The following is a 22,793-nucleotide window of genomic DNA, read 5'->3' as shown; positions in this document are numbered from 1 at the left end:
CCCCCGGTGCATCGACGAGGACAACACCAAGGGCGGGTAATCAACCAAACAACAAAAATAATTTGGTATCAACAAACATGAAACACTATTGAGTTCTCAAACAACAGATCAGTCAAGGCATCACCACCGCCGCATGCCGAACCACAGGCCACTAAGCCTCACAGTGGTAGTCGGTAAGTGGCTGATCGGTGGGTCACACCTTGCCGAAGTGCTCCGCTACTCTACCAGGTCTATTTCCTCGGCGTCAATCCCCCGTTTCCCAGGAGTTGACGTCTTGCAGGTGACCGGTGTTAGGTGACTGCCTTTCGGCCGCCGCCGGAGCAACGAGGTGAAACAGTACACCCGCAATCGGCAGCCTGCAACCGGCCAGAGACAACCAATGCCCCGACCATTGATGATCGGGGCATTGGTGCTTGTGACCCCGGAGCGGGGCCTGCCGAAGAAGGTGAGACTAGCTCTGGACTGGCCGCAACCAGAGCGCTGCCAACGGCGGAACCGTGATGACGGCGTGGGCCGGTTGTGCGTAGTGGGGTTCATCCACCGCAGTCACAGATCCCCCGTTGCCCACGCCCGAGCCTCCGTACTGTTCGGCGTCGGAGTTGAGGACTTCCTCCCACTTGCCTGCCATGGGTAGAGCAACGCGGTAGTCGTAGTGCGGGTTGCCTGCAAAGTTCACCACGCACACCAACGGGTTGCCTTCACGGTCCCAGCGAACAAAGGAGAGGGTGTTGTGATTGGAGTCGTTGGCATCCAGCCAGTTGAAGCCATCCGGGGTGTTGTCCTGAGCCCAGAGGGCAGGAGTCTCCTTGTAGACCTGGTTGATCCTGGCAACAAGTTCCTGAATCCCGCGGTGCGGTTCGGTGTCGGCCAACCACCAGTCCAGGCTGCGTTCGTTGTTCCACTCGGATTCCTGCCCGAACTCCTGGCCCATGAAGAGGAGTTGCTTGCCGGGGTGCGCCCACATGAAAGCCAGGTAGGCGCGCACGCCAGCAAGCTGCTTCCAGCGGTCGCCCGGCATCTTGCGCAGCAGCGAACCCTTGCCGTACACCACCTCATCGTGAGAGATCGGCAGAATGAAGTTCTCCGAGTAGGCGTAGACCATGGAGAAGGTCATTTTCCCGTGGTGGTAGTGGCGATACATGGGGTCTTCCTCCATGTATTCCAGGGAGTCGTGCATCCAGCCCATGTTCCACTTGATGCCGAATCCCAAGCCGTTGTTTTCGGTGGGCTGGGTGACGCCCGGGAACGCGGTGGATTCCTCCGCGATCATCACAATGCCCGGGTTGCGCCGGTAGGCGGTGGCATTGGACTCCTGCAGGAAGCCGATGGCCTCCAGGTTTTCGCGGCCACCAAATTGGTTGGGCGCCCACTCGCCGTCTTCGCGGGAGTAGTCCAGGTACAGCATGGAGGCAACCGCATCCACACGCAGACCATCAATGTGGAACTCCTCCAGCCAGTACAGGGCATTGGCCACCAGGAAGTTGCGCACCTCAGTGCGTCCGTAGTCAAAGATCAGGGTTCCCCAGTCTTTGTGTTCGCCGCGGCGGGGGTCCGGGTGCTCATAGAGAGCTTCGCCGTCGAACTTTGCCAGCGCCCAATCGTCCTTGGGGAAGTGGCCGGGCACCCAGTCCACCAACACACCGATACCGGCTTCATGCAAAGCGTTGACCAGATACTTGAAGTCATCGGGATCTCCGAACCGCGACGACGGCGCGTAGTACCCCGTGACCTGGTAGCCCCATGATCCGCCGAACGGGTGTTCCGCCACAGGCATGAACTCCACGTGCGTGAAGCCATGATCGCGTACGTAGTTGACCAGCTCAGTGGCAAGGTCGCGGTAGGACAATCCTTGGCGCCAGGAAGCGATGTGAACTTCATACACGCTCATGGGCGAGTCGTGTGGATCCGTGGCGGCACGCTGCTGCATCCAGGCGTCATCCGTGAATTCGTAATTGCCGTCCCACACCCGGGAGCCGGTGCGCGGTGGTTCCTCGGTCCAGCGGGCCATGGGGTCAGCTTTGTCACGCCACTGACCGTCCTTGCCCAGCAAGCGGTACTTGTAGGTGGTGCCCACTCCCACACCGGGGATGAAAACCTCCCACACGCCGCTGCCACCCAATGAGCGCATGGCGTGTTCGGTGCCATCCCAGCCGTTGAAATCGCCGATGACTCGAACGGCCTGCGCGTTGGGTGCCCAGACGGAGAAGCTGGTGCCCTTGATCTCCCCAAAGCTGGACGGCCAGCTGTGCACGTGGGAGCCCAATGCCTCCCACAGGGTTTCATGCCGGCCTTCACCGATCAGGTGCAGGTCCAATTCGCCCAGGGTGGGGGCGTATCGGTAGGGGTCATCCAGTTCAATCGGTTCCTGATTGCCCCAGGTCACCAACAACCGGTAGTCCGGCACCGAGTCCCCGTCAGCAGGAATCCGCCCGGAAAAGATACCGCCCCATTCGTGGGAGAGACGGTGTGTGGTGCCATCAGCCAGAACTGCGGACACTTCCGTGGCGAACCGGCGCAGGGTGCGCAACACCACGGTTCCGTCCCCTGCGGGGTGAGCGCCCAGCACCTGATGGGGGTCGTAGTAACGGCCCTCGGCCACTGCGGCCAGGACATCCTCGGAGATGGTGTTTGCCACGGGGTTCTCGCTTCCGGTGTTCTCGGGCTCTTCAGCAGCATCGCTGGAGGCTGCTGCCCACGGTAGAGAGCCAACGGAGTCAGTCACAACTGCGGGGCTCTGCGGGACTGAATTGTGCAATTCTGTGACGTCAACTTGCTGCGCGCTGCTCGACTGGCCATCAGCCTCAGCGTTGGCGGGGGCACCGGCCAGGGCATCTTCCACCGCGGCCATGGGCACGTCCACCCAGTCGGGCCGATTACGGGTTTCGTAGACCACCTCATACAGGGCTTTGTCCAGCCACAGAGCGCGGAATACGGGATCTTGCCGATCCACCGGTTGGTGACTGACGCCGGACCATCCTTCCAAGAAGGCAGCGCCAGCTTGTTCACCCCATTCAGTGGTGTCCGCACCTGAGTTCTTGTGCCCAAAGGCAGCCGCATAATCCAGCGAGCGCAGCATTCCCACCACATCTCGCAGGGCCAGGTCAGCCACCACCCGCTCGTTGATCGGCCGCAGGGGCTCACCTTCAAAGTCCAGGATGCGATAGGCACCATCTGCCCCGTGAAGCACCTGTCCCAGGTGGTAGTCGCCGTGAATGCGTTGCAGTGGCGGCAGGTGATCCACCTGCTCCAGCTGGGTCACCACGTCCTCCAGCTCTTCCGCATGCTGGTCCAGTGCCGGAGACAGTTCCTTACCGGCCCACTCGATACGTTTGGTGATCGCCGCCAACAAACGACGACGACGCGCCTCATCCGCCGTTTGCTCACCGAATGCGCTGACCAGATCCCTGTGCATCCGCGCGGTGGCACGGCCCAACTCGCGGGCCTCCGCGGTGAAATCCCGGCGGGTGGCTGCAGCGTCCACTGCCTGGGCCCAGGCATCAGCTGCACCGTCCACCAACTCGGTGACCACCACGATTTGACCGGTTGCTTTGGCCGCCGCCGTCACAGCTTGTGCCGAGCTGGGTTCTGAGCTCTCCCCCGTCTCCTGCGGCCACGTCAGATCGGCCCAAGCCCAGGTATGGGGCACCACAGAGCAGCCGAGTTCCGTGAGTTCGCGGCCCACTTCCACATCAGGGTTGGTTCCGGCGGAAATCACCCTGAAGAACTTGAGGATGATCGCCGATTCACCGGGTTCCACGGGGCGCACGATCACGGAGGTGTTGGACTGCTCGGCAGAAATCACCTGAACCTGCTCAGCGTCCTTCACCCCGCTGACGGCATTCAGGGAATGATTGGAGGAGCCGGTCAGAGTGCTCCCGGCGGCCTTGATCTGAGCGCCTGCGTGCAGCACGCGCAGCACGGCATCCAGAAAACCAGCATGTCCCACTGCTTCTTGAACGTAGGGCGCCGCCGCTTCACCGGGTAGTTTCCCGATGTCCTGCGGATCAGCCTGGTCGCTGAACACCAGCGGGATTTGCACCAGTTCACTGCGCTGCCCCACAACAGCTTGAACAAGGTAGATGGCGGCAGTTTGGGCGTCGTCGTTGTGCAACTCCACCGGAACGCGAGCCACAATCCGAACCTGCGGGGCGCCCGCGGAGGCTTCAAAGGGGAACCATCGACGGCCAGGCAGCCACTGCTGCAACAACTGTTCCAGATCCCGGTCCGTGCCCGGGGTCACCGTGGGATCGGTGCTCAACTTCACCACTCCTTGTGGTTGATGCCTTCAGGTAAAGCGGGCTCAGCCCAGGGAGGACACAATCGGCAGCGCCCGGGTTTCGGGCTGGTTGCCATCCGAGTCCGGCGCGCTGCGAACTCGCAACCAGTAGAAGTCCTGTGAGCCCAAGGTCACGTGGAAATTCCCGTCCTGCCCCACCGCTCCGAACTCCTCGCCGCCGAAAATCTCCCGCAGGCCACGGCCCGCGAACTCGGCAACGTCCAGAATGGCGCGAGCCGGGGTGTGCGACAGGTTGAACACACAAATCAGAGTTTCGGACGCCGGTCCGTGGCGCTCGTCCTCCGAACGGAAATCCCGCACGAAGGCGAGCACTGATTCGTGGTCCGTTGGCACGTTTCGGTACTGGCCCATGCCAAAAGCGGCATGCTCCTTGCGCACCAGCAGCATGCGCCGAATCCAGTGCAGCAGAGAGGAAGAGGAGGCCAACTGGGCCTCCACATTGGTCTGGCCGTAGTGGTGCACCAGGGACTGGACCACCGGCAGGTAGAGCTTGCCGGGGTCGGCGTTGGAGAACCCCGCGTTACGATCCGGGGTCCACTGCATGGGTGTGCGGGAGGCATCCCGGTCGTCCAGCCAGATGTTGTCACCCATGCCGATCTCATCCCCGTAGTAGAGGAACGGGCTGCCCGGCATGGCAAACAGCAGGGCGTGGATCAGCTCGGTTTCCGCCCGAGAATTGTCCAGCAACGTGGCCAAACGACGTCGAATACCCACGTTGGCGCGCATCCGCGAATCCGGGGCATACCAACCCAGCATGGCCTGACGCTCCTCCGGGGTGACCATTTCCAGCGTCAGTTCGTCGTGATTACGCAAGAACGTGCCCCACTGCGTGCCCTTGGGAATGGCAGGGGTGGTGTCCATGGTCTCCACAATGGGAGCGGCCTTCTGATCCCGCAGCGCATAGAAAATCCGCGGCATGATGGGGAAGTGGAAGCACATGTGGCACTCGGGGTCTTCCTCCGAGCCGTAGTACTCCACCACTTCTTCCGGAGGCTGGTTGGCTTCCGCAATGATCACACGGCCCGGGTACTGCTCATCCACCATGCGGCGCAAACGCACCAGGAAGTCGTGAGTTCCCGGCAGATTTTCGCAGTTGGTGCCGTCTTCCTCGATCAGGTACGGGATGGCATCTGCACGGAAACCGTCAATTCCCATGTCCAACCAGAACTTGACGACGTCGAACACCGCCTCCTCCACCTTGGGGTTCTCAAAGTTGAGATCCGGCTGGTGGGAGAAGAACCGATGCCAGAAGAACTGGCGGCGCACGGGGTCAAAGGTCCAGTTGGATTCTTCGGTGTCCACAAAGATGATGCGGGCGTCCTGGTAGAGCTCATCCGTGTCCGACCAGACGTAGAAATCACCGTAGGGGCCATCCGGGTCCTCCCGGGAAGCCTGGAACCAGGGGTGCTGGTCAGAGGTGTGGTTCAGGGGAAGGTCTGTAATGACCCGCAAACCACGGGCGTGAGCCTCGGCCACCAGACGCTTGAAGTCAGAGACGGTGCCGAACTCATCCAGAACGGAGTAGTAATCGGAAATGTCATAGCCACCATCACGCAGCGGGGATTCGTAGAACGGCGGAATCCAGAGGCAGTCGATGCCCAACCACTGCAAGTAGTCCAGCTTGTCGATCAGTCCGGAGAAGTCTCCAGAACCGTCTCCGTTGGCGTCCGAGAAGGCTCGCACCAAGACCTCATAGAACACGGCTTTGCGGAACCAATCGGGATCGTGGGAGATCCCCGGGGCATTGACGCCAAAGTTGGACGGGTTCAAGGCATTCACAGGTGTGCGCTCTCCTGGAGTGATTTGATGGGGATGGGACCGGGCTCATGTACTTGACGCGGGGTCAAGTGGACGATTCAAGACTACTGGCTGAAACCAGCGAGTTCGGTGCGGGTCAACGTCTGTGCAGCCCCGCACCGAACCTGCTCAGTGGCTCATCTGCTGCGGCGGACCTGCACCACGTGCACGGGTTCGTAGAACGGGTCAAGACGTACCCACACGTGCTCGCCCCAGTTCCAGGAAGCCCCGGTCAGCAGGTCATCTGCGGAGAACGTGCCATCTTCATGCAGGTCTTCCGGCCGCAGTTTGAGAGCTGCCAGATCCAGGTTGATGTTGGCCATTCGCACCGCGTGGGGGTCGGTGTTGACCACCACGATCAAGGTGTCCTCATGTTCGCCGTCGTCATCCGTGACTGTTTTGGTCTTGGAGAAGCACAGGACGGCGTCGTCATCCGTGTTGTGCACGGTGAGGTTTTGCAGATCCATCAGCGCGGGGTGCTCGCGGCGGATCTGGTTCAGGCGGCGTACGTACGGAGCCAAAGAGTCTCCGCGGGCCTCCGCTGCGTCAAAGTCACGGGGGCGGTACTGATATTTCTCGTTGTCGTTGGCCTCCTCGGCACCGGGGCGCTGGACGTTTTCGTACAACTCGTAGCCCGCGTACATGCCCCACAGGGGGGATGCCGTGGCAGCCAGCGCGGCACGGATTTTGAAGGCCGGGCGCCCCCCGTGGACAAAGTAATCCGTGAGGATGTCCGGGGTGTTCACAAAAAAGTTGGGACGGTACTGAGCGGAGGTTTCGCGTGAAATTTCCTCCAGGTACTCCTCCAGCTCCCACTTGGCATTGCGCCAGGTGAAGTAGGAGTAAGACTGCTGGTATCCAGCTTTGGCAAGGCCCTGCATCATGGCTGGGCGAGTGAAAGCCTCCGCCAGGAAAACCACACCGGGGTCGATCTTGTGGACCTCACCCAGCAACCACTCCCAGAACCACAGGGGCTTGGTGTGGGGATTGTCCACGCGGAAAATACGGATGCCGTGGGACATCCACAGCTTCACAATCCGCAAGACCTCTTGGGAGAGACCTTCTGGATCGTTGTCAAAGTTCAGGGGGTAGATGTCCTGATACTTCTTGGGTGGGTTCTCCGCGTAGGCAATGGTGCCATCCGCCCGAGTGGTGAACCACTCGGGGTTGGACTGCACCCACGGGTGATCCGGGGACGCCTGCAGCGCCAGGTCAAGGGCCACTTCCAGACCCAATTCCTGGGCGCGGGCCACAAAGGCATCGAACTCTTCAAAACCACCCAGATCAGGGTGGATGGTGTCATGGCCGCCTTCAGCCGCACCGATTGCCCACGGGGAACCGGGGTCGCCCGGAGCCGGTGTCAGGGAGTTGTTGGGGCCCTTGCGGTGTGCCACACCGATGGGATGAATGGGGGGTAAGTAAATGACGTCAAAGCCCATCCCGGCCACTGCATCCAGACGTTCGGCAGCGGTCACAAAGTTGCCCGAACGCCAGTGTCCCGTCTCCGGGTTCCACTCGGCGCCCTCCGAACGCGGGAAGAATTCGTACCACGCGCCGCGCCCGGCAGCATCGCGCTCCACCCGGATGGGGTAGCTGCGCGACTCCGTGACCAAGGCGCGGATGGGGTTGCTGGCCACAGCACTGAGAATCCCGCGATCCGTGGCCTCGGCAAACCGCTGGCCGGCCGGAACCGAACGATCCTTCAGGTGCTCAGCCACCTTGGCGAACAGGCGACGTTGGCCCTCCGGGCGGAAATCTTCTGCAGCCGCGCGTTCAAAAACCAGCGCGCCTTCATCCATCATCAGCTCAACATCTTGACCAACGGCCAGTTTGATGGCGGCGTCGTGATGCCACGTGCCAAACACGTCTGAGAAACCTTCGATGGTGAAGCTCCAGTCACCTTCGGAGGTGGGAGTCACCCAGCCTTCGTAACGATCCGTGCCCTTGGCCATGAGGGAAAGCAAGACCCGCTCCTGCTCATTACCGTCAGGGTCGCGCAGCACAGCCGCCACGCCCAGCGCATCGTGACCTTCCCGGTAGACCGTGGCTGCCACGCGGATGGATTCGCCGGGAACCGCCGTGGCGGGCCTGCGGCCATCGTGAACCACGGGAGCCACCTGCTCAATGGGGATGCGCCCGTACACCAGGTGGGAGCGGTCAACGACGGCGCCTGACTCCGGTGTTCCCGCCGCGGCAACCCCCGTGGGCTTCAGCGGAGAACGCGCTGGAGCCGGCTTGGTGGCGGGATCCTGGGTGGAGTTCGCGGGGCTGGCTGGAGTATTCGAGTTAAACGAAGTCACGTAGCCCACGGTAGTCAGTTGGAGCGCCGGGAAGAAGTCCAAGAAGAGATCCACGTCACGAAGTTGACCGGATTGCCACCGGAATCGTGCCGCGGCGCTCCAACAGATATTCTGCGCCTGTGAAGGCTATCCGCAGGTTCACCGTACGCACTGTCCTCCCCGAGTCGATTCGTCCTCTGAGCAGGCTCGCCAACAATCTCCGCTGGTCGTGGAACAAATCCACCGAACAGCTCTTTGCTGATCTCAACCCGCAGGCTTGGGACAGCGTCAACCACGATCCGGTCAAACTCTTGGGCTCCCTGACCCGTGAGGAGATTCAGCAGATCGCTGAAGATCCTGAACTGGTGGAGCGTGTTCAGGCTTTGGATGCAGAACTTGAGACGTATCTCAACCAGCCCCTGTGGTACCAGCAGGAACAGCCAGCTGATGCCCCCAAGTCCATTGCCTACTTCTCCGCCGAATACGGCATCACCTCCGTTCTCCCGCAGTACTCCGGCGGCTTGGGCATCTTGGCCGGTGACCACCTGAAGACCGCCTCTGACATGGGTGTTCCCATTGTTGGTGTGGGTCTGCTCTACCAGCACGGCTACTTCAAGCAGTCCCTGTCCCGGGATGCCTGGCAGCTGGAGGATTACCCCGTCCTGGACCCGGACGGCCTACCGCTGAGCTTGTTGCGTGAGGAAGACGGCACCCCCGCACGGGTTGAGCTTCCCCTACCGGACGGCAGGCGTCTTCTGGCACAGATCTGGCGCGCCGACGTCGGACGAGTTCCGCTGCTGCTGCTGGACTCCAACATTGCCGACAACGACGACCACGCCCGCAACATCACCGACCGTCTGTACGGCGGTGGCGGGGATCACCGCTTGCAGCAGGAGCTACTGCTGGGCATGGGTGGTGTGCGTGCGTTGCGCATCTTCTCCCGTTTGACCGGGGCACCGGCACCTGAAGTGTTCCACTGCAACGAGGGCCACGCCGGGTTCTTGGGCATTGAGCGCATTTCTGAACTCATGGCCCCGGGCACCAAGGGCGTTCCGATGTCTTGGGACGAGGCGCTGACCGCAGTCCGGTCAGCCACGGTGTTCACCACCCACACACCTGTTCCGGCCGGTATCGACCGGTTTGAGAAGGATCAAATTCACCGATTCTTCTCCGCAGGTCTGGCTCCGGAAGTGCCCACCGACCGCGTCTTGGCACTCGGCGACGAGAATTACGACGGCGGTGATCCGTCCAAGTTCAACATGGCTGTGATGGGTCTGCGTCTGGCTCAGCGGGCCAACGGCGTGGCCAAGCTGCACGGCAAGGTCTCCCGTGACATGTTCGCCGGGCTGTGGCCAGGCTTTGAACACGATGAGGTACCGATCTCCTCCGTGACCAACGGTGTGCACGTGCCGTCCTGGATTGACCCCCGGATGGAAGCGCTTGCGGTGGACCGCAGCCAGCCGGATCTGGAGTCCAGGTGGCGGGCAGTCAACAAGGTGGACGACGCCGAACTGTGGAAAGTCCGCCGTGAACTGCGTTCTGACCTGGTTCAAGACGTCCGTGCGCGGCTGCGTTCGTCCTGGAAGAAGCGCGGTGCCGCTGACGCCGAGCTCGGCTGGACCGAGTCGGTGCTGGATCCGGATGTGCTGACCATCGGTTTTGCCCGCCGCGTTCCCACCTACAAACGCCTGACGTTGATGCTGCGTGACCCCGCCCGGCTCAAGCGGCTGTTGCTGGACCCGCACCGCCCCGTCCAGCTGGTGGTGGCCGGTAAGTCCCATCCCGCGGATGAGATGGGCAAGCAGATGATCCGGGACCTGGTGAAGTTCACCGATGACCCGGAGGTCCGCCACCGCATTGTGTTCCTGCCGAACTACGACATTGCCATGGCCCGGACCCTGTTCCCCGGCTGTGACGTGTGGTTGAACAACCCCCTGCGCCCGTTGGAAGCCTGCGGCACCTCCGGGATGAAGGCCGCCATCAACGGTGGCCTGAACCTCTCCGTGCTGGATGGCTGGTGGGACGAGATGTACGACGGCCAGAATGGCTGGGCCATCCCCACCGCGGACAACCAGGCCTCCACGGAGGAACGGGACAACATTGAGGCCGCGGCCCTCTACGAACTCATTGAGGATCATGTGGCTCCCCGCTTCTACGGGGAGAAGGCTTCTTACGACGACGACACCGTGCCCCACCAGTGGTTGGCCATGGTCAAGCACACGTTGTCCAACCTGGGTCCCAAGGTTTCCGCCAAGCGGATGCTGGAGGACTACGTGACCGAGCTTTACCGCCCGGCTGCACTGTCCGGCCGCGCAGCCGCCGCCTCCGAACATGCCGCAGCGCGTGAATCCTCTCAATTGATCACCCGAGTACGCGACGGCTGGCCGGCAGTGCATGTGGATCATGTGGAAGCTGAGTCCGTGGCGGAGATACCGCAGATCGGTGACGATCTGACCGTGACTGCCTACGTTCAGCTCGGTGACCTGTCACCGGAGGATGTCACCGTGGAGATCGGCTACGGCCGGGTCTCCGAGTCCGATCACATCCACGAACGCCGCTTTGGTGTGCTGGATCAGGCTCGCGCCACCGGGGACGGGAAGTGGGCTTTCACGGGTTCCATCACCATCGACCGCTCCGGCCCATTCGGTTACACCGTGCGGGTGCTGCCCCAGCACGACTTCTTGACCAACAAGGCTGAGTTGGGCTTGGTGGTCACCGCCTGAGAATCTGCCGCCGACCTCCCACTTATACGCCGAGTTCCCACGTTTTGGGCGGTGATCTCGCGTTCAGATGGGAGGTCGGCGAGGGTGTTAGATCAAGCGCAGGACTGTGACCGACATTGCCGGGGCCACGGTGGAGTCACCGGTCAGCAAGCGTGTGCCGTAGGTGGGGCGTAGGGCTGCGTCCGTGGAGAACAACAGCTCAAAGCCGGTGGGAACATCCGCAGATTCAGCGTCCTCCCCACGGCTCACGATTTCCTGAATGGCCTCCTGGGACGGCAACGTCACGTCAACATCGTGAGTGCTCCCGTTGACCAGCACCAGCGCCGTCGTGACTCCAGCGCGGGCGCCAATGACCATCTGCACGGTGCGGAAACCGGCTGCCTGCCATTCGTAGGACTGCATGTGGTTACCGCTGGGGGCAAACCACTCCATCCGGACGTCATGCACACGGCGCATGTAGTCCTCGGGCTGATCTTGCAGGAAGGCGCGGCGCAGGCGTAGCAACTCCCTGGTGCAGGAGAGCATGGCACGGTCCGCCGGGGTCATCTTCCAATTCACCCAACCGATGGGCGAGTCCTGGCAGTAGGCGTTGTTGTTCCCACCCTGGGTGCGCAGGAACTCATCTCCAGCGGTGAGCATGGGAACACCCTGGGACAGCAGCAGCGTGGCCATGATGTTGCGCGCAGTCCGAGCGCGAGCAGCACGCACGGAGGCGGTGCGGGCTGGGCCTTCCTCACCGTGGTTCCAGGAGTGGTTGTCGTTGGTGCCGTCCCGGTTGTTCTCCCGGTTGGCCTCGTTGTGTTTCTGGTCGTAAGCGGTGAGGTCATACAGGGTGAAACCGTCGTGCGCGGTGACAAAGTTGATCGCGGACAACGGGGTTCGCCCGGAAGCCTCAAAGCGACTGTTGGACCCTGCCAGGGCATCCGCCAGCCTGGACAGACTGCCCCCGGTCCCACCTGTGGCAATCACACGCTGATCCGTGAGCCAAAAATCCCGCACGGTGTCCCGGTAGGAGTCATTCCAATCAGCCCAACCGGGCGGGAAGTTGCCGGTTTGCCAGCCGCCCATGCCCACGTCCCAGGGCTCAGCAATCAGCTTGGAGGCCCCAATGCTGGGATCGGCCGTGGCGGCCACCAGAAAGGGGTGCCGCTGACTGAAGGTGTGCTGCGAATCCCTCGCCAGCGTGGGGGCAAGGTCAAAGCGGAAACCATCCACGTGAATCTGACGCACCCAGTACCGCAAGGAATCCAAAGCCATCCGCACCACATTGGGGTTGGCAAAGTCCAGGGTGTTGCCGCAGCCGGTCATGTCCAAGTAGTGACCGTTGTGGTGGCGGTACCAGTGCTCGTCCCCCAGCCCACGCCAACAGTAGGGCTGCTCGGTGGGGCCGCCTTCCGCGGTGTGGTTGTAGACCACGTCCAAGACCACTTCCAGTCCCGCCGCGTGCAGGGCCTTGACCATGGTCTTGACCTCATCCAACACGCCCTGGGTTCCGCGAGCGCGCGCCTGTGCCGTGGCATAGGCGGCATGCGGAGCAAAGTAGGACAGTGTGTTGTAGCCCCAGTAATTGGTCAGCCCGTTTTCCGTGAGATGGGCTTCATCCAGGTGAGCGTGAATGGGCAGTAGCTCAACGGTGGTGATGCCCAATGACTTCAGATAGTCGATCATCACCGGATGGGCCAAACCGGCGTAAGTCCCCCGCAGGTCAGCTGGGATCTCTGGATGCTGAATGGTCAAGCCCTTCACGTGGGCTTCGTACACCACAGTGTCCCGCCAAGGGATGTCCGGGTGAACGTCCTCTCCCCAGTCAAAGCGTTCATCCACCACCACGGAGACATACCGCGTGCCATAGGCATCCGGGCGCGGATCATGGGCCGGCAACTGATCGGCCCGCGCCACCCGTTCCAGCCCCAGCCCGTGCGGATCCAGAAAGATCTGTTCCGTTTCCGGGGTGAGGTTGGGCTGGTGCAGCATGGCGGAGGTGGATGGAATGAAGCCATAGCGGGTGCCCGGGGGCAGCGCCATGAACGTGTAGGGGTCCAAGTCGCTGTTGGCCGCAGCCAATGCGCGATCTGGGCTCACATGGATCAGATCAAAATGCACCCCACCTTCCAGGTGCATCAGCGTCTGCCGCTGCCACGGTTGGCCGGGTTCGGACCAGATCAAATCCACCGCATCCAGTCCCGGAGCCCACACGGCCACATTGGCCGCCAAGCTCTCCCCGGGAGTGCGGGACACTCCCAGTGGTCTGGACCGCGGGCGCGGGTGCGCGATGCTGACCAGCCGGTCCGGTGCCTGTGTCCAAGGCCGTCTACGCGGCACGACGACGCGCAATCTCGTAGAGGGTGATCCCCACGGCCATGGAGGCGTTCAGCGATTCCATGGCGGAGTCAATGGGGATGGACACGATCTGATCGCAGTTCTCCGTGATCAGACGGGACAGTCCCTTGCCTTCGGAACCGACCACCACCACCAGGGGTTCGGAGGCCAGCTCCAGGTGTGGCAGTTCAACATCTCCCCCGCCGTCCAGGCCCACCACAAAGTATCCAGCCGCTTTGGCCCTCTCCACCGCCCGGTTCAGGTTGGTGGCCTTGGCCACCGGAACCCGGGCCGCGGCACCCGCACTGGTCTTCCACGCCGTGGCCGTCACCCCCGTGGAGCGGCGTTCAGGAAGGACGACGGCGTTGCCCGCGAACGCGGAGACGCTGCGGATGATCGCTCCCAGGTTGCGTGGATCGGTGATGCCGTCCAGGGCCACGATCAACGGTGGGCGCTGCGTCTTGTCCTTCTTCCACGTTGCCATGGCCTGGTCCATGAGGTCTTCGGCGTCGTCGTATTCATACGGTGGCACCTGCAGCGCCACGCCCTGGTGAACAGCGTCCTCCGTCAGGCGGTCCAGCTCCGGTTTGGTGGCTTCCAGGACCGGAATCTGACCTTCGGCGCACAGTTTGAGGGTTTCGCGGATTCGGTCATCCACCTCAATACGGGTGGCGATGTAGAGGGTCTTGGCCGGTACCCCAGCGCGCAAGGACTCCAGAACAGCATTGCGGCCGGTGACCAAATCCTCGGTCTTGCCGGGTCCGCGCCGATTGTGGCCGCGGGACGGACCACGATCCTGGGCGCCCTTGGGCCGGGCCGCATTACGACGCTCAGCGGCCTTCTTCATCTTGTGCGCCTTGTGATAGGGGCGGTCCTCGGCCTTGGGGGTTGGTCCCTTCCCCTCCAAACGACGCCGACCGTGGCCTCCCGTCCCAACGGACGGACCCTTTTTCTTGCTGTTGCCCGCGCCCGGACGGCGAGACGTTGCCATGGTGTGACCTACCTGTTCTTTAGGTTTTTAAACGATGTGAAATCAAAGTCTGCGGTGTATGACGGTGGTGGATCAACAGCCGTTGCCACCCCGGGACGTCTCAGGCCAGGCTCCATCTGGAGCCATCGGCACCATCGGCCACCTGCACTCCCGCAGCGGCCAAAGTGTCCCGGAGCCGGTCTGCTTCCGCCCAGTCCTTGTTGGCACGAGCAGCCGCACGGCGCTCCATGAGATCCTTCACCAAGTGGTCCAGCGCCGCATGCTCCCCGCCGTCAGCGCCCGACCCCGCGGAACCATCGAGGTCCATGAGCTGACGCAGCCCCAAGATCTCAGCCATTAGGTGAACTTGCTTCGCCTTACGCTTTAATTCAGCGAGGTCAACGTGCGCGGCAGAAGCGATGGTGTTGCCGGATCGCACCGTTCCGTGCACAGCTTGCAGGGCTCGAGGAACGTTCAGGTCATCGTTCATGCCATCGACAAACTGTCCCGGTAGCGCCACAAGTTTCAACTGATCATCGCCGGCAGGCAGTGCCACACCTCGGCTTCGTGCCAACTTGAGAAAGTTCTCAATGCGTTCAACGGCAGCAGTCGCCATCTGCAGTGAATTCAGTTGGTAGTCCAAAGTGGAGCGGTACTGCGCCTGGCCCAAGTAGTAGCGCACCGCCAGCGGGCGAGCCATCTGCAACATTTCTTCAGGGGAAATAGTGTTGCCGATGGACTTGGACATCTTTTCGCCCTGGTAGGTCACCAGACCGTTGTGCAACCAGAAGTTGGCGAACCCGCGGCCGGCGGCAGCTGACTGCGCGAGTTCGTTTTCGTGGTGCGGGAAACGCAGGTCCAGACCACCGCCGTGGATGTCGAACGTGTCCCCCAAATACTTGCCCGCCATGGCGGAGCATTCCAAGTGCCAACCGGGGCGGCCACGGCCCCACGGGGAATCCCAGGCAGCAGTCTCCGGATCAGAGTCCTTGTGCCCCTTCCACAGCGCAAAGTCGCGGGGATCCCGTTTACCGCGCCGATCAGCATCCGAGGCATCCTGCATGTCCTCCACGCGCTGCCGGGTCAGCTCCCCGTAGCGAGACCAGGACCGGACATCAAAGTAGACATCCCCGGAGTCGTCCCCAGCCGGGTAAGCGTGACCTGCATGGATAAGTTTCCTGATCAGGGCATGCATCTCCGGAATATGCCCAGTAGCACGCGGCTCATAGGTGGGGTCCTCAATACCCAGCGCCCCGTAAGCACCCGTGAAGATTTTTTCAAAGCGGTAGGCCAGTGCCCACCACTCTTCCTTGGGGTGCTCGCCATCAAAACCCTCAGCAAATGAGGCGAGCGAATTGGCCAAGATTTTGTCGTCTATGTCCGTCACGTTGCGCACGGAAGTGACCTTCAGACCGTGACCGTGGCGCAACCAGCGGGTCAGGATGTCAAAAACCAGGGCTGAGCGAACGTGACCGATGTGCGGACGCCCCTGCACGGTGGCACCGCAGTAGTACAACCGTGCTTCCTCCGGGTGCACGGGTTCAAACTCTTGAAATTCCTGCTCCAAGGAGTTGTAGAGAACCAATTTCTGCGCTCTGATTTCTTCTGGCTCATATTCGAAGGGCAAGATCGTCACTCTGGCAAGTCTAACGACCCCGCGCGCTTCAAGCTCCCGGGAGCACCAGCGCCGTGGCCACAGCGGCCAAGCCCTCCGAGCGCCCCGTGAACCCCAGGTGGTCTGAGGTGGTGGCTGCCACCGCCACCGGGCAGCCCGCGGCCTGGCTCAACACCTGCTGCGCTTCCTCACGGCGTGGTGAGAACTTGGGCCGTTGACCGATCAGCTGCACGGCAATGTTGCCCGGGATGAAGCCTGCCTGGCGCACAATCCGGGCGGCTTCACCCAGTATCCGCACCCCGGAGGCACCGGCCATGTCCTCACGGTCCACCCCAAAGTTGGAACCGAGGTCACCACAACCAGCGGCCGAGAACAACGCATCCGCCGCGGCGTGAGCCACCACGTCCCCATCCGAATGGCCGGACAGTCCCCGCTCCCCAGGCCAGTACAGACCTGCCAACCACAGGGGCACCGCACCGTCCCGGTGCGCGGCTTGTTCCGCATCAGTGGCAAAAGCGTGAACGTCCACGGAGATACCGGTCCGGGGGAAATTTGTGGGTACCACCTGGTGATCCATGTTCACAGAGCCTCCTGATCCTGCGGTGCTGTTTGCTGCAGCGATTCTCCGGTGGCTTGGGCATTCGGTACAGCTTGGGAATCCAGAATGGCTTGGGCCAGGAGCAGATCCATGGGCCGGGTGATTTTCAGCGCTGCTTCATCCCCCGTCACGGTGTGCACGGGCGTGTCAGAAAATTGCTCCACCAGTGAGGCGTCATCCGTGATCCGATCATCGTGGGCCTGTCCGGCAGCGCGGTTCACCTCCGCCAGGAGGTCCCAGTCGAAACCCTGCGGGGTCTGAATGGCGCGCAGATGCGAACGATCCACCGTTCCCTGGCTGTTGCCGTCTTGATCCACCGCACGGATGGTGTCCACCACCGGCAACACCGGGACCACCGCGCCGTGGCCGGCCTCCACAGCTGCCACCACACGATGGAAAACTTCCACCGGCGTGAGGCAACGGGCGGCGTCGTGAATCAGAACTCCGCGCAGAGCATCGGGACGAGCGGCGTACATCTGCTCCACAGCTTGGAGGGCATGACGCACACTTGCCGCTCGACTGGCCCCGCCAGTCACCACCTGAGCGTTGTGCCGCTGGGCAACGGCGGTCAGCTCAGTATCGTCCTCCGGCACCGTGACCACCACAGGCGCCGGCTGACCGTGGTTTCCCCGCGTGACCCCACTGGCCGCAATACCCGTCAAGCTGTGCTCCAAAATGGAGCGCCCGCCCACATTGACCAGGGCTTTGGGCATCCCTTGCCCCAGCCGCGTGCCGGAACCCGCCGCAACCACAACGACGGCGAACCCACCGCGGGAGGATGGGTTCGCCGTCGTCATGTGCACAAGTTTTCTGCTGTCACCCGAGCACTGACTGCTGCGGGTTACGAATGATCTGGGTCAGGCCGCCAGGACGTCGTCAAGGCGCTTTTCCGCCTCTTCTTCGTCAATGTCCTTGGCCAACGCCAGTTCGGAGGTGAGAATGTGCCGCGCTTTGGTCAGCATGCGCTTTTCTCCGGCGGACAATCCACGGTCCTTGTCACGGCGCCACAGGTCACGGACAACCTCTGCAACCTTGAGAACATCACCGGAAGCCAGCTTTTCCACATTGGCTTTGTAGCGGCGGGACCAGTTGCTGGCCTCCTCCACGTCCTGGGCCTGCAGAACGGCAAAGACCTCCTTGAGACCTTCCTCATCAACGACGTCGCGGACGCCCACCAGATCAACATTTTCCGCCGGAACCTCAATCACCAAATCACCCTGGGTGACCTTGAGTTTGAGATACATCTTTTCTTCACCCTTGATGGTGCGGGTCTTGATCTCTTCGATCAGTGCCGCCCCGTGGTGGGGGTAGACGACTGTCTCGCCAACCTCAAAAACCATGTAATGTGCCCCTTTCCGACGAGCAATTCTAGCACGGTGATCTGGGTCGCTTTTCGGCGTCCGCGGCCAGCGATCAGGCCCCGGGAATCTCCCCACCGGGCACCCGCACCACGCTCGCGTGCAATCAACGCGGAGTGGATGCAGACGATCCGTGGCCAAGCGGATAGCATGAAGCACAAAGCCACCGAACCGCCAAGGAGTTCGCGCCGTGAACATCGCCGCCCGCAAGAAGGTCAAGATGGCTGGCCTCTGCGCAGCAGTCGTTGCAGCCACCCTGTCCGTCACAGGCTGCTCATACATCAACCCGCAGGCCACCACCATGGCTTATTCGCCTGGTGACGGCATTGTGGAGGAGATGGATCAGGTTTCGCTGAACAACATCCTGATTGTGGCGGAGTCGGAGAATGACCCCGGACGTCTGCTGGGCACCGTGGTCAACAAGACCGATGAAGACCTCACTTTGACGGTCACCACGGACCAGGCTTCGGCTGAAATTGAGGTACCTGCCAACGGTGAAACCCGTCTGGAGGACTCAGACAATGAAACTCTCCTGGACCCGGCCGGCGCTCAGCCAGGTCTGATGGTGGAAACCACGTTTGACACCGGCAGCACAGAACTGACCAAGTCCGTGCCGATTCTGGATCACACTTTCCCGCGCTACGCCGAGTACATCCCCGGCGGCGCCCCGGCAACACCTGCCAACCCGTCCAACACTCCCGGTGCTGCCCAGGAAGGCAGCGGTCACTGACCTGAACCCGGGTAGTGCTCACCATGGCGGTGAGGCATCGGTTTAATCTGACGAGCAGAGCGGCCCTCCCCAATTTTGGGGAGGGCCGCTCTGTCATGGTGGCTCCTTCGCTGGCGGCGACTTCCCATTTGGCGGTCGAGCTCCCCGAAATGCGCCCACTTCCCACCCTGTAGAGGCTGATTCTGCAGCCAGATGGGAAGTCGGCGGGTGGGGCGCGAGCCGCGGGGCGGCGAGCGGGTGGGGCTAGAGCTCGAACTTGTAGCCCAGGCCGCGCACCGTCACCAAGTGGCGAGGGTCTGATGGATCCGGCTCGATCTTGGAGCGCAAGCGCTTGACGTGCACATCCAAGGTTTTGGTGTCCCCCACGTAATCGGAGCCCCACACACGATCAATCAGCTGCCCGCGAGTCAGAACGCGGCCTGCGTTGCGCAGCAGCATTTCCAACAGCTCAAACTCCTTGAGCGGCATGCTGACGTTCTCCCCGTCCACGGTGACCACGTGGCGTTCCACGTCCATCCGCACCGGACCTGCTGCAACGGTGGTGGATTCAATGTCCTCGGGCTCAGTGCGGCGTCGTAGAACCGCGCGAATCCGGGCCACCAGCTCCCGGGAGGAGTAAGGCTTGGTGACATAGTCATCGGCGCCGAGTTCCAGGCCCACCACTTTGTCGATCTCAGCGTCCTTGGCGGTCAGCATGATGATGGGGACCACGGAGCGCTGGCGGATCTGACGGCACACCTCCGTCCCGGACTGGCCGGGCAGCATGAGGTCCAGCAGGATCAAATCCGCGCCGTTGCGCTCGAACTCAGTCACGGCATCCAGGCCGTTGTCCACCACCTGAGTCTCGAATCCCTCACGGCCCAGAAGGTAGGACAGGGGGTCGGACAGCGACTCCTCGTCTTCAACAATCAGGATCCGGGTCATGCGCGTTCTCCGTTCAATTCAGAGGTGTGAGTGGCCCCGGAAGGGGCTGGGCGATCAGCGGTCACAGAACCGCGGGCGGAAGGTGTGGGGGCCGGATCGGCTGAAGCAAGATCGGCTGGTTCCGGGAACTCCAAGTCCTCCAGGACCGGGAGGGACAAGGTGAAGGTGGAGCCGTGACCTTCACGGGACCACACGGTGACTTCCCCACCGTGCTGCTGCATCACGTGCTTCACAATGCTCAGGCCCAAGCCGGTGCCACCGGTCTGCCGTGACCGTGCCGCATCCACGCGGTAGAAACGCTCAAAGATGCGCTCCTGCTCCTCCTCGGAGATCCCGGGCCCTTGATCCGTCACGGAAATCTGCATCATTCCATCACGCTCCCGAACACCGATTCCCACGCGGGTTCCCGTGGGTGAGTAGCGGATGGCGTTGTCGATCAGATTACGCAGGGCGGTGGTCAACAGGTCAACGTCGCCAAAAACCTGGGCGCTGGCGCGCCCGCCGGCAACAATTTTGATGTCGCGTGACTGGGCGGTGAGCCGGTTGCGATCCACAGCTTCACCTACCACACGATCAAGGTCCACGGGCTGCCCTGCAGTCACCACATCCGTGCCCTGCAACCGGGACAGTTCCATGATGTCTTGGACCAGGGCACTGAGGCGTTCGGATTCTTTGTGCAGACTCTTGGTGAAGTGGCGGATGGCTTGCGGGTCATCCGCTGCATCATCAATGGCTTCTGAGAGCAGCCGAATGGCACCCACGGGAGTTTTGAGTTCATGGGACACATTGGCCACAAAGTCACTCCGGACGGATTGGGTGCGCACAATTTCCGTCTGGTCCTCGGCCAGCAACAACACGTACTCATCCCCCAGGATGGCCACCCGCATGTCCAGCACAATGGCCCCGGATTGATGACCTCCGCGGGTGATCTCCAACCGGTATTCCTCCGTGACACCGGTGGCCCGCACCGTGCGGACCATGCGCACCAGATCGTCCTGCACCAGCGAGTAGCCCCGCACCAGCCCGAAAGCATAGGCAGCTGGGGATGCGCGCACCACCCCATCCACGCCATCCACCACCACGTAGGCCTGGCCGATCACGGACAGAACATCAGCGGCGCCGTCGGGAAGCCCGGGTTCGGTGATCTCCAAGGCATCCGCACGACGGCGGGGGGTACCCCTGAGCACCAACAGGCCGCTCAAGCCCAACAACAGGCCGATCAGTCCTGCGACTGCGGCAACGACGGAGGAATCCACCCCCCTAGCGTATGCGTGCACCCCGGTGTTGGTGGCCCTGTAAGCACCTCGGAGCCCATTCCCAGGCGACTGTCACGCATGATTCCCTGGCCGTTGGCCAGACGTTCACCTAAGCGCCCCTTGCTGTCTCCCCCACGGCCCGGTGCAGCGCCGGAGCCAACGGTAAGGTTGATGGCTGGATCTGAAGTGGCATGACTGTGCCCACACACCGTCGCAACCCCGGTCGCCGGGCTGCCAGACCGGCAGTGGAAGTGGGCACAAGATTCGAGAGGAGCGCTCAATGCGCGAAGTTTTCCAGGCCGAACTGAAGCAGGTTGGCGAAGAATTGGTGGAGATCGCCACCTTGGTGCGCAAGGCCCTTTCCGAGGCTCGCCAGGCTTTCCTGGAAGCCGATTTGGAGACCGCCCAGGATGTGATTGCCGGGGATGCCCGGATTGACTTCATGCAGAACGAACTGGATGAGCGGTCAATCGACATCCTTGCGTTGCAGTCTCCGGTGGCATCCGACCTCCGCATGATCGTGGGCGCGCTGCGGATGAGTTCTTCCTTGGAACGCATGGGCGACCTTGCACGCCACCTGGCCCAGGACGCACGACGCCGCTACCCCGAACCCGTGCTGCCCTCCCAGCTGGAGGACACGTTCCGGCGGATGTTCGATCTGGACCTGGAGATCATTGAAGGTGTGATCCAGATTCTGGAAACCCGTGAGATGTCCATTGCAGATGACATTTACACCAAGAAGGCCGAGGTCAACTCCCTGCACCAAGAGGTCTTCAACGCTCTGGGCAGCGATTCCTGGGACTCACCGGTGAGCACCGCCGTGGACGTGACTCTCTCCGCCCGTTACTTGGAGCGCATTGGTGACCACGGGGTTTCCGTGGCCCGCAAGGTGGCCTACCTGGTGACAGGCGAGTGGACGCCGTCGGCCACCATGGAACGCCCCACCGGCCACGGGCACATCAGCGCCAACTGATTCACCTGCGTTCACAGCACGTTCGTCCGCTTTTCCAGGCTGGAAAGTGACCTGAAGCGTGTTGTGAACGCACCACACACAGACAACGACGCCGACCCTCACATCCGTTGGAGGGTCGGCGTCGTTTCTGGTCTCTCAGGACTTACTTCTTGCCCTGGTTGGCGACTGCCTGAATGTTGGCGGCCGCTGCCTCCGGGTCCAGGTACTCGCCACCGGGTGTAATCGGCTTGAAGTTCTGGTCCAGTTCGTAATACAGCGGGATGCCGGTGGGGATGTTCAATCCGGCAATGTCATCATCAGAGATTCCGTCAAGGTGCTTGACCAACGCGCGCAGTGAGTTGCCGTGGGCGGCCACCAGAACCACCTTGTCAGCCTTCAGATCCGGGATGATCTGCTCTTCCCAGTAAGGCAGAAAACGCTCCAGAACATCTTTGAGGCATTCGGTGCGCGGTGCGTTCTGAACGTCTGCGTATCGGGGGTCGTGGGCCTGAGAGTATTCGTCGTTGTCATCCAGCGGGGGCGGCGGAACATCATAGGAACGGCGCCAGGTCATGAACTGCTCTTCACCATACTGGTCGCGGACCTGAGTTTTGTCCTTGCCCTGCAGATCGCCGTAGTGGCGCTCGTTCAGGCGCCAGGAGCGCTTGACCGGAATCCAGTGCCGGTCTGCAGCGTCCAGGGACAGGTTGGCGGTCATGATGGCACGGCGCAGCAGGGAGGTGTGCACGATGTCCGGGAGGATGTCACGCTCCTTGAGCAGCTCACCGCCGCGGGAAGCCTCCTCCTTGCCCTTCTCCGTGAGGGGCACATCCACCCAACCGGTGAACAGGTTTTTCTCGTTCCAGTCCGACTGCCCGTGGCGTAGGAGGATCAGTTTGTACTTTGCGTCAGTAGCCATGGGCCCAGTATTCCACTGGCCCCCTGGTGACCCGCCTCATGTTGCCGTCCTGTGTC

The 22,793-nt window shown here is 62.1% G+C and carries 15 protein-coding genes; 3 read left to right on the top strand and 12 right to left on the bottom strand.

Features of this window, described 5'->3' with window-relative positions:
• Positions 1–451: 451 nt before the first annotated feature.
• From glgB to Q4G32_RS04685, 3 genes are all read right to left on the bottom strand, one after another.
• Positions 452–4,264 carry a 1,4-alpha-glucan branching protein GlgB gene (gene glgB / locus Q4G32_RS04695; RefSeq protein ID WP_303349562.1) on the bottom strand — a complete coding sequence of 1,271 codons (3,813 nt, stop codon included), beginning with the start codon at positions 4,262–4,264 and terminating at the stop codon, positions 452–454.
• 36 nt (positions 4,265–4,300) lie between these two features.
• Positions 4,301–6,076, bottom strand: coding sequence for a maltose alpha-D-glucosyltransferase (treS, locus tag Q4G32_RS04690; protein ID WP_441327460.1), 1,776 nt, complete (start codon positions 6,074–6,076; stop codon positions 4,301–4,303).
• Between the two features lie 155 nt (positions 6,077–6,231).
• Positions 6,232–8,394, bottom strand: a complete 2,163-nt coding sequence (locus tag Q4G32_RS04685) for an alpha-1,4-glucan--maltose-1-phosphate maltosyltransferase (protein ID WP_441327459.1) — start codon at positions 8,392–8,394, stop codon at positions 6,232–6,234.
• A gap of 119 nt (positions 8,395–8,513) precedes the next feature.
• Between Q4G32_RS04685 and glgP the strand changes: the two genes are divergently transcribed.
• Positions 8,514–11,096, top strand: a complete 2,583-nt coding sequence (gene glgP / locus Q4G32_RS04680) for an alpha-glucan family phosphorylase (protein ID WP_303349560.1) — start codon at positions 8,514–8,516, stop codon at positions 11,094–11,096.
• Between the two features lie 87 nt (positions 11,097–11,183).
• Here glgP and glgX read toward each other — a convergent pair whose 3' ends face one another.
• The 6 genes from glgX to Q4G32_RS04650 form a co-directional block, all read right to left on the bottom strand.
• Positions 11,184–13,334 (bottom strand): glycogen debranching protein GlgX, encoded by a 2,151-nt coding sequence (gene glgX / locus Q4G32_RS04675; RefSeq protein WP_303349559.1) that lies wholly within the window; start codon positions 13,332–13,334, stop codon positions 11,184–11,186.
• A gap of 73 nt (positions 13,335–13,407) precedes the next feature.
• Positions 13,408–14,406: a 23S rRNA (guanosine(2251)-2'-O)-methyltransferase RlmB gene (gene rlmB / locus Q4G32_RS04670; RefSeq protein ID WP_303349556.1), complete on the bottom strand. Its 999-nt coding sequence runs from the start codon at positions 14,404–14,406 to the stop codon at positions 13,408–13,410.
• 100 nt (positions 14,407–14,506) lie between these two features.
• Entirely contained in the window at positions 14,507–15,970 is a 1,464-nt protein-coding gene (gene cysS / locus Q4G32_RS04665) for a cysteine--tRNA ligase (RefSeq protein ID WP_303349581.1), read from the bottom strand.
• A 79-nt stretch (positions 15,971–16,049) separates the two neighbouring features.
• Positions 16,050–16,577 (bottom strand): 2-C-methyl-D-erythritol 2,4-cyclodiphosphate synthase, encoded by a 528-nt coding sequence (gene ispF / locus Q4G32_RS04660; protein ID WP_303349554.1) that lies wholly within the window; start codon positions 16,575–16,577, stop codon positions 16,050–16,052.
• 2 nt (positions 16,578–16,579) lie between these two features.
• The gene (gene ispD / locus Q4G32_RS04655; protein ID WP_303349552.1) at positions 16,580–17,395 is read right to left on the bottom strand and encodes a 2-C-methyl-D-erythritol 4-phosphate cytidylyltransferase; all 816 of its coding nucleotides are present in this window, start codon (positions 17,393–17,395) and stop codon (positions 16,580–16,582) included.
• A 60-nt stretch (positions 17,396–17,455) separates the two neighbouring features.
• Positions 17,456–17,938 (bottom strand): CarD family transcriptional regulator, encoded by a 483-nt coding sequence (locus Q4G32_RS04650; protein WP_123826148.1) that lies wholly within the window; start codon positions 17,936–17,938, stop codon positions 17,456–17,458.
• Between the two features lie 208 nt (positions 17,939–18,146).
• Here Q4G32_RS04650 and Q4G32_RS04645 point away from each other — a divergent pair, with 208 nt between their 5' ends.
• Complete coding sequence (locus Q4G32_RS04645) at positions 18,147–18,686, top strand: DUF4179 domain-containing protein (RefSeq protein ID WP_303349548.1); 540 nt, start codon at positions 18,147–18,149, stop codon at positions 18,684–18,686.
• Positions 18,687–18,929: 243 nt separating this feature from the next.
• Here the strand turns inward: Q4G32_RS04645 and Q4G32_RS04640 are convergent, their stop codons facing one another.
• Complete coding sequence (locus tag Q4G32_RS04640; RefSeq protein ID WP_303349547.1) at positions 18,930–19,610, bottom strand: response regulator transcription factor; 681 nt, start codon at positions 19,608–19,610, stop codon at positions 18,930–18,932.
• Positions 19,607–20,866, bottom strand: a complete 1,260-nt coding sequence (locus Q4G32_RS04635; protein WP_303349546.1) for a sensor histidine kinase — start codon at positions 20,864–20,866, stop codon at positions 19,607–19,609. The genes Q4G32_RS04640 and Q4G32_RS04635 overlap by 4 nt, the downstream gene beginning before the upstream one ends.
• Before the next feature lie 280 nt (positions 20,867–21,146).
• Between Q4G32_RS04635 and phoU the strand changes: the two genes are divergently transcribed.
• A complete protein-coding gene (phoU, locus tag Q4G32_RS04630; RefSeq protein ID WP_303349545.1) occupies positions 21,147–21,839 on the top strand; it encodes a phosphate signaling complex protein PhoU in 693 nt (230 codons plus the stop codon).
• 142 nt (positions 21,840–21,981) lie between these two features.
• Here phoU and Q4G32_RS04625 read toward each other — a convergent pair whose 3' ends face one another.
• Positions 21,982–22,737, bottom strand: a complete 756-nt coding sequence (locus Q4G32_RS04625) for a phosphoglyceromutase (protein WP_303349544.1) — start codon at positions 22,735–22,737, stop codon at positions 21,982–21,984.
• Positions 22,738–22,793 lie beyond the last annotated feature (56 nt).

Source organism: Kocuria sp. (assembly GCF_030538595.1).
Taxonomy (GTDB): Bacteria; Actinomycetota; Actinomycetes; order Actinomycetales; family Micrococcaceae; genus Kocuria.
Note: the sequence above shows the minus strand (reverse complement) of the source record. Positions and strands in the feature narration are given on the sequence as shown.

Excerpts from the sequence above, each read along its gene's own strand:
- rlmB (WP_303349556.1), bottom strand. The coding sequence starts at position 14,406 with ATGGCAACGTCTCGCCGTCCGGGCGCGGGCAACAGCAAGAAAAAGGGT.
- ispF (WP_303349554.1), bottom strand. The coding sequence starts at position 16,577 with ATGGATCACCAGGTGGTACCCACAAATTTCCCCCGGACCGGTATCTCC.
- ispD (WP_303349552.1), bottom strand. The coding sequence starts at position 17,395 with ATGACGACGGCGAACCCATCCTCCCGCGGTGGGTTCGCCGTCGTTGTG.
- Q4G32_RS04650 (WP_123826148.1), bottom strand. The coding sequence starts at position 17,938 with ATGGTTTTTGAGGTTGGCGAGACAGTCGTCTACCCCCACCACGGGGCG.
- Q4G32_RS04640 (WP_303349547.1), bottom strand. The coding sequence starts at position 19,610 with ATGACCCGGATCCTGATTGTTGAAGACGAGGAGTCGCTGTCCGACCCC.
- phoU (WP_303349545.1), top strand. The coding sequence starts at position 21,147 with ATGCGCGAAGTTTTCCAGGCCGAACTGAAGCAGGTTGGCGAAGAATTG.
- Q4G32_RS04625 (WP_303349544.1), bottom strand. The coding sequence starts at position 22,737 with ATGGCTACTGACGCAAAGTACAAACTGATCCTCCTACGCCACGGGCAG.